This window comes from Novosphingobium sp. B-7, assembly GCF_000410615.1.
Lineage (GTDB): Bacteria > Pseudomonadota > Alphaproteobacteria > Sphingomonadales > Sphingomonadaceae > Novosphingobium > Novosphingobium capsulatum.
In genome coordinates this window covers 6261-21748 of sequence record NZ_KE148510.1, presented here as the reverse complement: position 1 = coordinate 21748, position 15488 = coordinate 6261, and the positions used below count along the sequence as shown (strand labels likewise).

The following is a 15488-nucleotide window of genomic DNA, read 5'->3' as shown; positions in this document are numbered from 1 at the left end:
GCGGCAAGCGCGGTTGCGTTCAGCGCCAGCCCGCCCGCCTGTGCCAGTGTCACTAGCGCGCGATGGGCAGCATCGGGCCCGCCCGCCTCGCACAGCGCGGCCAAATCGCGCAAGCTTTCGCGCGGCAAGGTAGAGGCTTCGTCAAGCTGCGGATCGGCCCGCCCGTCTGCCGGCAACACCGCAAGCGCCACGCCGCACGCGCGTGCCAGGGCCGCCACCTGCCCCAGGCCATAGCGCCACCACGAAACCCCGCCGATCAGGCGGATCAGGATCGCCCGCGCGCCAACCAGCGTGCGCTCGATATAGGTATCGACCGACAAGGGATGTTCCAGCGCGGCCAGATTGGCCAGGCGCAGCAGCGGGAACGCCGGATCGGCCTGGCGCGCCAGGTGCCAGCCAGCGGCAAAGGCGCCCAGGTCGCTGTCGGAAAACGACAGGACGACGAGCGGCGCCGGCGCCTGCCCCAGATCCTGGGGCACGGCCGTTTCCTCAAGCCCGTGGCTCTCGCGGAAGATGACGTGCATGGGCCCGCGCCGCCGATCAGGCCGCCAGCACCGCCCTGATCGTTTCGGGTTCCAGCTTGTCGCGCTCGGCAATCGCCACCAGTTGCCCGGTGCGCGGCTCTCCCACCTGCCAGGGCCGGTCATACTGATGGCGCACGCGCGCGCCCACGGCCTGAACCAGCAGGCGCATCGGCTTGCCCGCCACCGCGACATGGCCTTTCACGCGCAGCACGCCATGCTCTGTGGCCAGGCGGGCGATGCGCGCGGCCAGGTCGGCCGGATCGGATACCTCGCCCAGCGGCACGACGGTGCTGGCAAAATCGTCGTGCTCGTGATCGTCGGCGCCATCGTGGTGCGACGGGCGGGCTGCGATATCGTCTTCGGCCGCCGCGTTTAGCCCCAGGATCACGCGCGGATCGGCTGCGCCTTCGGCCAGGTCAATCACCGGAACCGCGCGCGGCGCGGTATCAGCAATCATGGCGCGCGCCTTGGCCAGACCCTCCGGCCCGGCCAGATCGCCCTTGGTCAACAGCACCAGATCGGCACACGCCAACTGGTCTTCGAACACTTCGGCCAGGGGCGTTTCGTGATCGATGCCGGGATCGGCGGCACGCTGCGCGTCGAGCGCGGCGAGATCGGGGGCAAAGCGGCCGGCGGCCACCGCCTCGGCATCGGCCAGCGCCAGCACGCCATCGACGGTGATGCGGCTGCGGATCGCCGGCCAGTCAAACGCCTTGAGCAAGGGCTTGGGCAGCGCCAGCCCCGAGGTTTCGATCAGGATGTGATCGGGCCGGGGATCGAGCGCAAGCAGGCGTTCGACCGTGGGGATGAAATCATCGGCCACGGTGCAGCAGATGCAGCCATTGGCCAGTTCGACGATGTTTTCGGCCGGGCAATCGGGAATGGCGCAGGACGTGAGGATATCGCCATCCACCCCCAGCGTGCCGAATTCGTTGACCACCACGGCCAGGCGGCGCCCGCCAGAGTGGCGAAGCAAGTGGCTGATCAGCGTGGTCTTTCCCGCGCCGAGAAAGCCGGTCACGATGGTGACGGGCACTTTTGCCAGATCCGGCATGCACAAAACCCTTCCGCGGCGCCAGGCGAGCGACACGGCAGGGCTTGCCGGAAAACGATCCGGCCAGGCGCGCGGCAGCGGGCCGGCGCACGAAAGCGCCCACCACAACGCAACCCGTGCAGCCCCAGCCGCACAAGTCTTCGTCGCCCAGACGGAAGTATTACCGTGCCCGGACCATCCCCTGGATCAAGGCAAGAGCGACCAGTGCGCCGGCAGGTCTCCTGGCTCGTGGGTCAGGGCTTGATGCACGCCTTCCCAGGCCCGCTTGGGGCCCAGTGGCCATCCCCGTCGTGCGGGGAACAGTGCATCGCGCTCGCCACTTACAGTTGCAGGGACAGCTGCGGACTTGGGGCAAAGCCCCGCACCGCATTCCCGATTAAGCCCCTCTCGGGGCACCGACGCGATCTTTTGCAGGGCACTGGCCGAAACCGGCGCCTGCGCTGCCCTCCTAGCCGAGTTCGCCGGCCAAGCCAACCGGGCATGACATCAGATTGCGCGAACCACCTCGATGTCGTCGAGCCGCTGCCAGCGATAGATCGCCGCACTGGCCAGCCAGCACAACGCAAACAGGGCAATGATGGCAAAGCCCAGCCCGTTGAAATTGCTGGCAAGATTGGCCGCCAACCGCCATGGCGCACCGGTCAGGCCCAGCTTCTGGCCGATCAGTGCGGCCGCCTCGATCCCGCCGATCACGATCGCCACCAGCGCCGAAACCAGCGTGATGGTGATGTTGTAATAGAGCTTGCGGATCGGCTTGACGAAGGCCCACTCATAGGCGCCAAGCATGACCACACCATCGATCGTATCGATCAGCGCCATGCTCACCGCAAACAGCGCGGGCAGCACCAGGATCGTGCCCAACGCCAGGCCACTCGCCGCCTGGCTGGCCGACAGGCCGAGCAGCGCGACTTCCGTGGCCGTATCGAAACCCAGCCCGAACAGAAAGCCAAGCGGCGCCATGTGCCACGATCGCGTGACCAGGCGAAACATCGGGCGGAACAGGCGCGATAGCAGGCCCCGGCCCGACAGCAGCAGGTCAAGGTCTTCCTCCACATAGGTGCCCCCTGCGCGCACATGGGCAAAGGTGCGCCACACCCCACGCAGGATCACCAGGTTCATGGCGGCAATGGCAAACAGGAACAGCGCCGATATCGTCGTGGCGATCATCCCGCCCACCTCGCGAAAGGCGCCAAACCGGGCGAGCGCCGTGGCCGTCAGCGCCACCAGGACCGAAGCGATGGCGATGATCGTGGCGTGGCCCAGGGCAAACCACAGGCCCACGGCGATCGGCCGCTGCCCCTGCTGCATCAGCTTGCGCGTGACATTGTCGATCGCGGCGATGTGATCGGCATCGACCGCGTGGCGCAGCCCCAGCCCCCAGGCGAGCACGGCGGTGCCCAGCATCAGCGGCTGATCATGGAACAGGCCCAGCGCCCACAGCCAGGCCAGGGCATTGGCCAGCAGCAGCCCGGCCAAAAGAGCAGCGATATGCCGGCGCAGCGAGGGCGCGGCCGAACGGGCCAGCAGGCGGCGAACAGGAAAGGAAACAGGCACGAGCGGAATACTCCGGCCAGAATGGCGACGGAGCCGGACGCGTGACGCCACGCGCACGCCACAAGGCGCCCACGCAGCCACACACCGGCCAGGCGGCGTCGCTCTGACGGACCGAACCGTGCCGCGGCCATCCCCTGGACCAAGGCATGAGCGACCAAGCGCCGGCCGGTCTCCTGGCTTGCGGGTCAGGGCTTGATGCATGCCTTCCCAGGCCTCGCCCGTCTTGGCGTCCGGCCCAGTGGCTGCCCCCCCCGCCGATATCGGGAAAGGCGGTATGCATCGCGCTCGCCGCTTACAGTTGCAGGGACAGCCGCGGATTTGGGGCGCCATGGCCCCGCACCGCATTCCCGATTGAGCCCTTCCGGGCACCGGCGCGATCTTTGCCCGGCAGAAATCCCGCCAGGCCCACCGGGCATAGCCAGCCGGCAGCGGCGGCGCAACGCCCACGCGATGGTGGCGCTGCGTTTTCGGTGGTTGCGAGCGACGGCGCGCTGGGCAATGATCGGCACTGCCCGGCATCATCGCCGTCGCAGGAGGCCGCGCAGGATGATTCCAGCCGCACGCATCGCGCATCATCGACGGGCAGCAAACCTGGTCCCCGCCGTCGTCATCGTTGCCGCCATGCTGGCCGCGCGCCTACCGCTGGCGCAAAGCCACCCCGCGCTGTCCTTGTGGCTTTGCCTGTGGCTGAGCGCCGATAGCCTGCTGTTGTCACGCATCGCGCGCGATGGCGCCGGCCGTCCCGACGCTCGAACCGTATGCGCGACGCTGGCAGGCGCCTGTTGCCTCGTTAGCATGGCCGCACCGCCTGCCCTGCGTGCCGCCTTGTTGGCCATGCCCGGCACGATGGTGGCCATGGCGCTGGCGCTGCTTGCCCACCTTGCCCTCGCCGGTCGGCAGGCGCTGGCTATCGTGCGCCGGGGCGGCACGGCCGCGCGCTGGGAAAGCGTAGCCGCACAATTCCTGCCCCCTGCCCTGGTGCGCCTGGCCCGCGCGGAACTGGTGGTGCTGCACATGGCTCTGTTGCGCTGGGGAGGACCAGCCGACGTTCCACCCGGCGCGCGCGCCTTTGCCTATCACCGGCACCTTACGCCGATGGCGATAACGCTCCTGTCGCTCTCGGCCATCGAAGTGGCGGTCTATCACGTCTTTCTGGGCCACTGGAGCCGCCTGCCGGCCTTGGCGATGTTCGTCGTGAGCGACTTGGGACTGGTCTACCTGGTGGGCGTGGTCAAATCGTTCCGCTTTCGCCCGATCCTGCTGGAGGCAGACAGCTTGCGCATTCGCGCCGGGCTGCTCCTCGACGTGGCAGTGCCGCTCAACCGCATCGAGAGCGTCAGCATGGCCATCGACGGCGCCGAGGTGCGCGATGCCGCCACGCTCAATGCGGCGCTGCTGGCCTGGCCCAACGTGATCGTGCATTTGCGCGCCCCGATTGATCATCATCGCCTGCTGCGCCGCCGCAGCATCAGGCGCGTGGCGTTCCGCCTGGATGAGCCAGAGCCATTCGTGCGCCTGTTGCAATGGCGGCTGGGCCAGCCCTGAACCGCGCCGTTCAACCTGCCGGTGGCAGGCGGCGGGCCGGGGCAAATGCCCATTGCAACGTGCGCGCCATGGCCATGGCGCCACCGCGCACGATCGGTGTCGCCGGCCGGGACAGGTGGCGCCCGTGCAGCGCCTGCGCCCAGCGCGGCATCAAATCGACCGCCGCCTGGAACAGCAGGTGCTGGGCCGGAGCGGCGGCCAGCGAGGGCGACGGCTGCGACAGCACCATGCGCGCGACCTGCCGTGTGCGCTGATCAGCATGCAGTTCAGGGCGAAACGCGGCGATGAGTGCCTCGGCCTGCGCGCGCGTTTCCGGCACCGGATCGGCGCCAAGCCGGCGCGCCACCACACCCGCCTCGCGCATATAGGTGTCCTGGTCTGCGCTTGACATGCCGGGCTCGCCATAGGCGATCCACGCATCGAGAAAACCGATAGCCTCGCACACGTGCACCCAGGCCAGCAGGTGTGGGTCGCTGGCGCGATAAGGCGTGCCGTCGGCCAGGGTGCCCTGTACATATTCGTGCACTGCCCGCACCTTGTCGATCGCGGCATCCGCCTGCCCACGCTCGGCATAGGTTGTCACGGCAATGAACCGCGCGGTGCGGCGCAGGCGGCCCAGCATGTCGTTGCGGAAAGTGCTGTGGTCCCACACGCCAGCCAGCGCTGCCGGGTGCAGCATTTGCAGCAGCAGCGCGGTCACGCCCCCGATCATCATCGTGGTGACATCGCCATGCACCCGCCAGATCACCGAATCCGGCGCAAACAGCGCATCATTCGAACGCACGATCGGGCTTTCGCCCTTGGCCCGATCATGGAACAACGCCTGCACCCGCCCGACAAGCAGTCGCCGCAGCGTTGCGGCAGGGCCAAGATCACGGCGTGAGGTCATGCTCAAGGGTTTGCCGCAAGGCCACGTGCAGCGCCAGCGCAAAGCCAATGCAAGGACACGGCCATGCGGGCAAAACACTGCGCGCCTGGCGACCGCGCCCCTGTAAGAGCGCCATTATCGCTGCTGAATATCAGGAAAAGTGGTAGCGGAGGAGGGACTCGAACCCCCGACACGCGGATTATGATTCCGCTGCTCTAACCGACTGAGCTACTCCGCCCCAGGTCCGCGCCGCGTCTGGCGACGCGCGGTAGGGCGGCCGATTAGGCGGCGCGGGCTGATCCGTCAACCTGCTTTTTTCCAGCGATCCCGATGTTCTCCACAGGCTTGCGCATGGCCGTTGTGCGCTCAGCCAGCCTTGGCAAGCACCAGTTGTTCGGCCAGCGCGTCCAGAACCGCCAACCGCTGCTTCTTGAGCGCTTCCACGTGCTGGTCAGAGCTGGGCGCAACCTCGCTCTCGATCCGGTGCACCGCATGGTTGAGGGCGTGATACTCCTCGACCAGGCGGTGCACATGCGCATTGCCGAGCTTGAGCGCGTGCAACAGCGCGGCATCGTCGGGAAAGGCATCCTTGAGATCACCGGGCACGTGGGTCATCGCTTGCTCCTGCAAAGGTGTTCGTGCACGCGATCATGCCGGCCTGGGCACGCGGCGCATTGCGCTCCATCAAACCGGCATGGCCATGGCTGTGCAGAGATATCCACAAAAACCCGGCAGCGCGTGCAAAACCCATTGCAATCCCGTGCGTGCAAAGCTAATCGCCCGCCAGCCCACACGGCAGGGCCGCTTTAGCTCAGTTGGTAGAGCATCGCATTCGTAATGCGGGGGTCACAGGTTCGAGTCCTGTAAGCGGCACCAGGGGCTTCTTCCCAAAACGTCTCAACGCATTGATTTGGCTAGATTTTCGGTCGATTTTGTCTTCCGGACGTTCTCGCTTTGTCCCAGGATTTCTCACCACTTTTCACGCCAAGTGGGGGCATTTCTGGGGGAAACGGGAGCCTAGCAAAAGGCGTTGCCCCCAAATGTCGCTTAAAGCTCTGCAAATAAACGGGTTTTCGGCTTCAAACTCCCCCTACCGCAAGCCCGACGAGAAAGGCCTCTATCTAGAGGTCCGACCCTCTGGCGCGAAGATCTGGTACTTCAAATATCGCCTTCACGGCGTCGAGAAGCGCCTGTCGCTCGGCCAATGGCCGGACGTCGGCCTGAAAGAGGCTCGCGCTCTGCGTGACAAGGCTCGCGATTTGATTCGCGATGGCGGCGATCCAGCTGTCGAGCGCCGCAAAAAGAAGATCGAGGCCCGCCTGCACGCCAGCAATACGTTCCGCGCCGTGGCCGAGGATTTCATCAGCGTGCGGCTGGAACGCAGCGGCAAGGCGCCTGCAACCATCATCAAGGCGCATTGGTTCCTCTCTCACCTCGCGCACACTGTCGGGCACTTGCCGATCGCCGACATCACGCCACCGGACTTGTTGAACGTCCTGCGCAAGGTGGAAAGCGAAGGCAAGCGCGAGACGGCCCGCCGCACCCGCGCCTTCGCCAGTCGCGTGTTCCGCCATGGCGCGGTTCTGGGGCTATGCAAGAACGATCCGGCAGCCCTTCTCGACGACGCCCTGGCCGCGCCTCTCGTCAAGCACCGTGCTGCCGTCCTCGAGCCGCGCAAGCTAGGCGTGCTGCTGCGTGCCATCGATGAGTTTACCGGCACCGAAGTGGTCAAACTGGCCATGCAGATTCTGCCGCATGTCTTCCTGCGGCCGGGGGAATTGCGCTTTGGCAAATGGGATGAGATCGATTGGGAAGGCGCTGTCTGGCGCGTCCCTGCCGAGCGCACCAAATTGCGCCGGCCCCACTCTGTCCCGCTCTCGCGTCAGTCGCTGGAGTTGCTGCGCAGCCTGCACGAGCGCACCGGGCAATTGCCCTACATGTTTCCCGGCCAGCGCAAATTTACCGTGCCGATGTGCGAGAACGCGATCAACCTGGCGTTTCGCCGCATGGGCTTCGATCAGGATACCGTTACGGCCCACGGTTGGCGGGCTACAGCCAGCACGCTGCTCAACGAAAGTGGGTTGTGGCATTTCGACGCGATCGAGCGGGCCTTGGCTCATGGGCATTCCAACGCCGTGCGCGGCACTTACGCCAGAGGGCAACACTGGGACGAACGCGTAAAGATGGCGCAGTGGTGGAGCGATTACCTGGACGGCCTGAAGCTATCCGCAGCGTAAGCGCGGCCGGGCAGCCGATCAAAGGCTGCCCGGCTTACTGGAAGAAATCGACCAACTCACCACCTTCAGCGGCCGTGACCTGAACGACGGCTCCTGCTGGAACTTGCCATTCGACTCACGCACACCCGCCGGACGGGAGCGCGCCAATTGTCGTCGTTGCCGAGCCCAGTTGCGCTTTCCAACAGCTGACCGTCTGCGTCATCCCCGCCGGCCGCCCGACGAGGGGTACAGCATAGCGCAAACTTGGGTGGAAGACGGCCTGACCGCTTTGGGGTGAGACCGCGCTAAGCGGCCTTTCATTCGGGACCCTGTGATTAGCAGGCAGATGATAAGCCGCGCGCGGACTTCCATGGTAGAGCTCCATACACGGGTGACGGATTATCGTTTGCCCGCATAGGAATACGGTTCATCGTCTTGCCCTCGACGGCGAACAAATCTTCTCGATTGAATTTTAATCGAGCGATGGCGGCTCGCCGAGCGGCTGAAGCCACTTCTTGGTCGGAACCGACAAGGTCGGAAAGCGGCTACGTAGCTTGCGCGCAAGCTCACCGGCGGGCGTCACGGACGCCTGTCCATGCTGTACCAGCAGACGAACTGCTGCTCGTGGGTCGTCTCGGCCGCCGTCTTCCTTTCTCTGTGGCCGGGTCTTCAACGCATCCGTCCACCCCGTCTCGGCGCTCGACACATCTACGGCAGCCAGAACGCGCTCGAAGCTCGCTGGCGCCAATTCGTGCTGAAGCCGGATGAAGAACGTGGCTTCACGATAGAAGGATGGGCTTTTCTGCGACAAGATTTTGCCGAGACCCTGTTCATGTGGGCCCAGAAATCTCTCAATGAGGTCCGGACGGCGGGCAGCCGCCAGATGGGCCAGCAGCAGAGCGCCAAGCTGCCAGTCGGCCGATCCCCAATGCGTCAGTGCAATCCGGCGGCCTGCCTCCAGGTGCCGAACCGCAGTGTCCGGCGCAATCGCCGCCATGCGTGTCGACAGCGTCTCGATCATAGTCTCGCGGGATGCGATCATCGCGCGGACTGCGGCACGCGCCGGCTGGTGGGCATACACCGCGCCGAACAGCTGAATGGCGTCGCCCACTTCATGGGACCAACCCGGCCCGATCGTGGTGGCAACGCGATCCCAATCGATCGACAGGGCAATTGCCTGGTACATCGGCGGGCGTACCTTGGCGATGACATGCAAGATTCCGGCAGCGGACTGGAACTCGCGCGGCGACGCCGTAGAAAGGCTGGCGGCAAGTGATGGCGCCGACCAACGGCTTACGAGCCGTCCCGCGATACGACGCATCCTACCCGTCGGAGCCCGATCGCCAACATAGATGTGCAGCGGATCATAGACCCGAAGCACGTGCCAAAAGATATCGTTCAGCTCGTGAAACGCGTGGATGGGATCGGCACGCAACCGCTCCTCAATCGCCGGCATCAGGCTCTCAACGAGATCGAGCCCAAAAGCCTCGTCGACCCAACCGAAATGCTGGCAATAGGTCGCAGCCGACGAGAGGTAGGCGTCTCGCGGCCACGCTGCCATTTTTGCCAAGCATGCGGAGCGGTTGAGAGCGCCGAGGTAGGCCGATTTCCAGGGAAGATTCGAAAAGGTCGGCATCTGGGAGATCAGGTAAGCGATCTCGCTCGCATGGCCGGGGGGAGCATGACTAACCTTGGCCGCCATGGCCGTCGGATCGGTCCGCTCCATAAGCTCGATGGCCAGCGGTTCGTCGTGTGATCGCAGGCCGTTCAAGATGGACCCGAGCGCATAGCAGCTCTCCGGAAGCGCAGCCGCTAGCCAACCTGAGATCGTCTCGATCTGCGAACGGATCAGGTCATGATGGTCGGGCCGATAGCGCTTGATGCTCAACAAGGCCGAGCACGCAGCCCGCACATCGAGCGCCTCCGTTGCCGTCCAGCACCGCGCAAGGAGGGACTCCAAGGCTGAGGGTTCGATGAGCCCCATCCAACGCCCGCTCTCGAAGAACGCCAGTTCGTTCAACAGAAGCGAAAGCCCCGCCACCGGCATCGCCGGATCGGCAAGCACCGTCTCGAACAGCCGTTTGATCGCGCGTCGGCCATGCTCGTCTTGACCGTCGGCAATGCGACCGAGAAGGACGGCGGCAAGCCGCTGATGCGGACAGCGCAGGTCGTCAGTGGCCAGGAGGTGGCGCAGATGGACGAGCGCTGCAATTTCGGCCTCGCCGTGATCCTGCACCTCCGCCCTGCTCAAGAGGTCTGACAGCTGCGCGTTGCTGCAGGGCGCATCCCGCGATGCGAGCTGGCGGATCGCGGCCGCGGCGAGCACGAGATCGGCGCCGATAGCGCGGGTCGAGCTGGCAATCGACTTCGCGCGGCGCCATCCGCCGCCAAGTATGAAGCAGAACTGCCACGGATATTCGGCTATTTCCGCCTGTTCGAGCCGCCCTTCGATGCTTTCATCACCGATGCGCGGGCCCACGCGGTCGTCAACGCGTTCCACGGCGGCGCGCGTCGCGTTCAAGTCCATCTTGAGACCTTGCGAGATGACGCGAACCGCTCGTTTTGCATCGAGATGCACCGTGCCCGGCAGCATCGACTTTGGATCCAGGGTCGTGTGGGCGCTCAACACCCACAGACGCGATGACGCCCGTTCTTCCAGCAACCGCAAGCTATGCGAAGGGATGAGATGCGCGTCGTCCAGAATTCGCAGTGTCCGGTCGCCTGGCTCCTGGTCAATGTGCGACACCTGTCCGCCAATCAGGCGGAGCACGCGCCAGCCCCGTCGATGAGCCTCGACCGCGCATTGCAGGATGCAAATCGACTTACCCGCGCCGGGCAGGCCAGCAAGGCGTGCAGAGCCGGCGCGCTCAAGATCGTCGATCAGATCGGAGACCTCAGGCAAGACCGGACAAGCTGCGACGTCGGCTGGCCCCATAGGTCGGCCCATCAGCGCCGGTCCCAGATCCCGAACCTCGCCGAAGGTCAGCTCAACCCAACCCGCGTCTGCCTTCGGCGGCAACGGCGCCATGGCCAGCAGCGCCTGTCTCAGTTGCGCCGTCTCTTCGGCGCTGGGCAAGGCCTTAACCGCTTCGAGAAGCGCCGGCATATCGTGCGAGAGCTCCGGATAGAATTCCGCGAGTGACGTTCGGTAGCGCGAAATGAGCGCCACGATCGACTTCCAACCGATTACGGAGACCGGAAACGCGCCACGTTCAACGCGCGCCTCAGATACGATCCGAACATGCTCTTGGAGTACGGCATCGTCGATCGCCGTCGTAGCAAATGTCCAATGGGCCAGCGCCGGCTTGAACCTTTCCGCTTTCAGGAGCTCGGCATCGAATTCGGCGATCGTCGCCCTAGATCCGACGATCTCATTCTTGCCTTTGCATTGGACGCCATGGACCCGCCGCACGCCGTCGGCTGGGTAGCCGAAAACATCGACGCCATGTTGCGCTTGGCCGCTGCGGCCATTTTGCTGCGCCAGCGGATCGTTCCAGATCGCAGCAAAGAGCGCGCGCGTGAGACTCTCGAACTTTTCCCACGAGGCAGGTGGCGTAACTTGGCTATCCTGAAAGTCCATGCGCGATCTATGCGTCTAAGGAGGGGTTGCGGCCAGTAACTCGCACGACGGATGTCGGGCTCGGCGCGCGCTGCGGGGGGGTGTGCGATTGCATCGCCGGGTCCGACGTTATTGGCCGCAATATCAGGGCGTCATTCGGCTGTAGCACCACCTTCATCACGAAGATGGCTAGGGAGAGCAAGTTGCCCAAGATCATCAGCGCCGCGACGGCGATCGACGTCGCAGAAAAATGGGCGAGCAAGACAACCGAAGCCGCCAGCGCCGCGATGCCTACGAAGACAAAGAGCGCGACATAGCCAAACCTGAGCTTGAGCTGGAACCACTGCGCACACTGGGTGACCACCTGCTCAGACGCGATGCGCTCTTGCCGTAATCGTTCCCGGGCGCGCGCGTCGCTCACTCGTCGTCGTCCAGCGTGCTCGCCTCACGGATCGATTGGCGGATATTGCGCTCGGCATCCTCCTTGATCCGCCGATAAAGAGAGTATGCGGGGGCAAGCCGAGACATCCGAGCGAGGATCTCCGTGGCCTGATCCCGTGCTTTCACATCGCGAGGCGTCGGCTGCCCGCGCGTTCCAGACCAGCTGCCGGTGGTGGCCGCGATAAGGATCTGATCCACGACTTCGTCGAGGACAGCCCGATCGACGATCGCGCAGCGAGCCAACAGCCGCTCGACGAAGCGCGATGCCTTGAACGGATAGCTATGATGGGCATGCCGCAGGATATCGCCCACCCACATTAGGTCAGGACCAAGCGCCTGATCGACCATTTGGTCCATGAAGCCCACGACGATGGGATCATCGATTTTGAACATGGCCGCGAAGATGCGAGCCGCCTCGCTCCTCACCCAGCCATCCGCCTCATCATGGCGGCGAAGCCACGCCCACGCGACCGGCAGAATTGCGCTCCCGGCGGCCGATGTCTCGAAGCCAAGATGTCCGTGCCGGAGCGAGAACCCCACGACGCTGAACCCGTCTGGCGCCTCGTCGGACAGCGCAGTCTGGGCGCGCTCGAACAGGAATTCGGCCAGGCGCCGAGGATGGAACTTCGCAAGACCCTGCAGCACTTCAACCGTGCAATGGCCCTGCAGCGTCGGCAAGGCCTTCATCCGATTGAGCAGGCGCGTAACATCGGCATCACCGAGACGCTCGAGCAATTTTGTCTGCGAATTGCAGATCAGCGCGGCGACGGAGTCGAACAATTCCGGATGCCGATCGAACGGTACGCTCAGGCCCAGATCAATCATCTCCCGCTCGGAGACGTCCCGCCAACCTCGAAGGGCCCACATGCCGACGGAGGCCAGATCCTTATCGTCCGATCCGATGATCCTCGCGAGCAGCGCAACATCCTCGGGCTGGCGATCTCGGCGCAACCCGACCAGCGCGCGTGCTGCTCCGCCGCGGATCTTATCAGACGTCGAGGCCAGCAGTTCGGTGATCAGTGAACGCCCGTCCGCTGGGGAGTTTTCGAGGATCGCGCCAATCGCGTAGCCAAGATAATGGCTGAGACGGCTGTCGGGCGCTTCGACCGCGCGTCGAATAATCTCGTCGCCGAAGCGCGGCTCGGCGGTGATCAGCTTGTCGATGACCGCCCCATTCTGACCAATCGGCTCCCCAGCTGCGACCAATTGGTCGAGGAGAGAAGTCACCAGGTCGGCCAATTCCTTAGGTTCGAAGGCGCGGGCGACCTGGTTGATCAGATCCGCGGACCACTCTTTCTCCTCACCCCAATTGGCGAAATCGATCTGCCCGACGAAGCTCCAGCCGGCGGTGTCTGTCAGACCCGCGAGCAGGCGGAATTCGAGGGACTTGGGCAAATGCTCGAAGACCGCCCGGGCTTTCGACTGCATGGGTTCCCCGGCATATTCAGCATGCCAGGACAGCGAGCGCACGATGCCGATCAGCGTCGCCGGGGCAAGCGTTCCTTTCCGCATGAGTGCGTCGAGGCGCTCGATCGTGCTGACGAACTCCTCCTCGTAGCGCTTGGCGAGCTTGTCGGGAGGACTGCTGCTCATCATCCCGTAGGGACCGCGAACCGCATTGTTGAAGAACAGCGCCGCCTCATGCGCAATCCGCACGTCCGGATTCTGCAGAAGATCGAAAACGAGATCAATCACGCGCTTTCGCAGGTGGGCGACCACATCGTACGTGACATAATAAGGGGTGATCGAGACGCCGCGTGCGGTCCACTTCGTCGTCGTACCCTGGCCTTTGAGCAGGGGCTCCAGCAGCGTCAGTGGGGTGATAGTTCCGTCCCAAGCACTCGGATCGTTCACCGTGCCGAAGGCAAAATCCGCAACCTCCTCGATGAACGCGAGCGGCTTGCGCTCATCATAGCCGATCAGATCCGTCAAAATGCGGACCGGCTGGCTTGGGTTCTGGCCCGGCTTGCTACCCTCTTCCCGTCCAAGATCGAGCAGCAGGCGGAGTGCCTCGAGCCGATAATCCGGTGTCATTGCGACCCGGCGCAGGATGGTGCCGAATTCGGAGAAGCGATGACCGGCCTCGACCTGGACCTGCACAAACCCTAGTGCTTGCGCCGGTTGATAATAAGCAACGGACTCGACCGCACCGATCCGCCCATCATATTTGTCCTCGATCGCCTTCAACTGCGACCACAGGGGTTCGAGCAACCGGCTGTTCGAAGGATCGCCGCCGGCGAGACGCCAGTCCATTCGGCCAAGATTGACGAGCATATGGCTGAGCGAGTTGGAGTCGACCGCCGCAAACGCCGCCAAGGCGAACGGGGTCAGCTTGCCATCAACACCGACGCAGCTCTCCTCGATCAGAAAGTCGCCGAGGAGGTCGGGCATGAGGCGGTGCAGCGTTCCCCGCTTGAAGATCACGCCGCCTTCGCTGAGCAGCTTGAGCGCGCGCGTGACGCCGGCCGGATCGATCCCTGGGTGGGTTGCGGCCACGAGCTCGCCGATCCGATGATCGTCGATATGGAAAGGCTGGATCAGCGCCAGCACCTCCATCACCGAGCGAAGCAGTGGTGCCTCAGCCGGCGAGCCGAGATTGCCGGTGATCACCTTGGTGAAGCGCGACAGGACGACCTGACGGAGCGCTTTTTCGCCCCTTGCCAACTCCGAGGCCAGCCCCTCGCGGGCGACCACCCGCGCTGCCATCGCTGCAACCAGCGGGCTGTTTGAAGCCACCGCCAAAATCGGATCCGGCGAGATACCTTCCCCGCCGAATTCCTTGAGAACTTCAACGACGAGCTTCGCCAGGGCCGCCTTCTCAAGGTGAGGCAGGCTGACGGTCGGCGGTGCCACGATATTCACGAGCCCGAGCTCGTTGCGGATCCGCTGCTCGGCGTATGGCCGGGTTGCAATCAGCAGCCGCGTCTTGTTTCGCTTGTCCGACGCATATCCGATGAGAAGCCCAAGCCCGTCGCGGTCGTGCGCGTCGTCAATGACCAGTAGCTTCGGCTTGGTGCCCAGCGCTCCCAGGCTCGCGGCATCGGGTTCAAGCGATGACGAGAGGTACCGGATGACCGTCGTCCGGCGCTTCTTGGCAAAACGCTCAACCCCTTCCTTGAGAAGCCTCGTCTTCCCGATCCCGCCGGGGCCGACGAGCAACACGACGCGATCGTCACCATCCGCGAGCAGCGCGTTCTCAAGCGCATCGATCTCCGGGTCTCGGCCCACCAAGGCCCAATCGTGGCTGAACACGCTCGAGCGCTTTTCGAACGGCGCGAAGTAGCGCTCGGCCTCAACCCAGGGTCCAGGTTCGCTGCGGCCGAGGAGCGCCATCCGCTGTCCGCGAAAGTAAATGTCGACCAGACGCTCCTGCACTTCCATCGGAAGCGTGCGGATCAGGGCGCTCAGGTCCTGCTTATCCCAAAGCGTCCAACCATCATGCTTTTGGAGCGCCGCCGCTGCCTGAGGGCTGGCGGTACGGCTCAGGACGAGGAATTTTCGATCGGCCTGAAGCGAATGATACGCGACCGCCTTGTCGATCTCGACTTTGCCAAACCGCTCGACGCGCTTGCACTGCAAGCTCCAGATCGTCTTGTCCGGAAAGCGGGCAACGATGTCGGTGCCCGCCTGGTCATGGCCGCGCGAGCCTTGCACGCGGACATCCGCCTCCGGATTGCCGGCCCGCACGATATCGCTCACGATCATTTCGAACGTCGCCGGGTCCAGC

General features: G+C 64.6%; 9 protein-coding genes, 2 tRNA genes, 1 pseudogene and 2 riboswitches. Of the genes and pseudogenes, 3 read left to right on the top strand and 9 right to left on the bottom strand.

The features are described from left to right. The 3 genes and pseudogenes from cobN to H926_RS0123115 form a co-directional block, all read right to left on the bottom strand. Nucleotides 1-524 (bottom strand): annotated as a pseudogene (gene cobN / locus H926_RS30150) (cobaltochelatase subunit CobN); the annotation flags it as partial. 16 nt (nucleotides 525-540) lie between these two features. After that, complete coding sequence (gene cobW / locus H926_RS0123120) at nucleotides 541-1578, bottom strand: cobalamin biosynthesis protein CobW (RefSeq protein ID WP_022678352.1); 1038 nt, start codon at nucleotides 1576-1578, stop codon at nucleotides 541-543. Between the two features lie 193 nt (nucleotides 1579-1771). Next, nucleotides 1772-1993, bottom strand: a riboswitch (cobalamin riboswitch). 71 nt (nucleotides 1994-2064) lie between these two features. Continuing rightward, entirely contained in the window at nucleotides 2065-3078 is a 1014-nt protein-coding gene (locus H926_RS0123115; RefSeq protein WP_028658409.1) for a HoxN/HupN/NixA family nickel/cobalt transporter, read from the bottom strand. Nucleotides 3079-3277: 199 nt separating this feature from the next. Next, a riboswitch (cobalamin riboswitch) is annotated at nucleotides 3278-3520 on the bottom strand. A 158-nt stretch (nucleotides 3521-3678) separates the two neighbouring features. Between H926_RS0123115 and H926_RS0123110 the strand changes: the two genes are divergently transcribed. After that, nucleotides 3679-4677, top strand: coding sequence for a hypothetical protein (locus H926_RS0123110; protein ID WP_022678350.1), 999 nt, complete (start codon nucleotides 3679-3681; stop codon nucleotides 4675-4677). Between the two features lie 10 nt (nucleotides 4678-4687). Here the strand turns inward: H926_RS0123110 and H926_RS0123105 are convergent, their stop codons facing one another. From H926_RS0123105 to H926_RS0123095, 3 genes are all read right to left on the bottom strand, one after another. Beyond that, nucleotides 4688-5566, bottom strand: a complete 879-nt coding sequence (locus H926_RS0123105; protein WP_022678349.1) for an oxygenase MpaB family protein — start codon at nucleotides 5564-5566, stop codon at nucleotides 4688-4690. Nucleotides 5567-5706: 140 nt separating this feature from the next. After that, nucleotides 5707-5783 (bottom strand) — tRNA-Met (locus H926_RS0123100). A 128-nt stretch (nucleotides 5784-5911) separates the two neighbouring features. Continuing rightward, nucleotides 5912-6160: a YdcH family protein gene (locus H926_RS0123095; protein ID WP_022678348.1), complete on the bottom strand. Its 249-nt coding sequence runs from the start codon at nucleotides 6158-6160 to the stop codon at nucleotides 5912-5914. A 185-nt stretch (nucleotides 6161-6345) separates the two neighbouring features. Here H926_RS0123095 and H926_RS0123090 point away from each other — a divergent pair. Both H926_RS0123090 and H926_RS0123085 read left to right on the top strand, forming a co-directional pair. Then, nucleotides 6346-6421, top strand: a tRNA-Thr gene (locus tag H926_RS0123090). Between the two features lie 164 nt (nucleotides 6422-6585). Next, nucleotides 6586-7782, top strand: a complete 1197-nt coding sequence (locus H926_RS0123085) for a site-specific integrase (RefSeq protein WP_022678347.1) — start codon at nucleotides 6586-6588, stop codon at nucleotides 7780-7782. A gap of 451 nt (nucleotides 7783-8233) precedes the next feature. Here the strand turns inward: H926_RS0123085 and H926_RS0123080 are convergent, their stop codons facing one another. Genes H926_RS0123080 through H926_RS0123070 form a run of 3 tightly spaced genes read right to left on the bottom strand, consistent with a single transcriptional unit; the run spans nucleotide 8234 to nucleotide 15487 of the window. Continuing rightward, a complete protein-coding gene (locus tag H926_RS0123080; RefSeq protein ID WP_022678346.1) occupies nucleotides 8234-11341 on the bottom strand; it encodes a hypothetical protein in 3108 nt (1035 codons plus the stop codon). Nucleotides 11342-11348: 7 nt separating this feature from the next. Further along, nucleotides 11349-11741, bottom strand: coding sequence for a hypothetical protein (locus H926_RS0123075; RefSeq protein WP_022678345.1), 393 nt, complete (start codon nucleotides 11739-11741; stop codon nucleotides 11349-11351). Then, entirely contained in the window at nucleotides 11738-15487 is a 3750-nt protein-coding gene (locus tag H926_RS0123070; protein WP_256380256.1) for an AAA family ATPase, read from the bottom strand. Before H926_RS0123070 ends, H926_RS0123075 begins: the two co-directional genes overlap by 4 nt. Between the last annotated feature and the right edge of the window lies 1 nt (nucleotide 15488).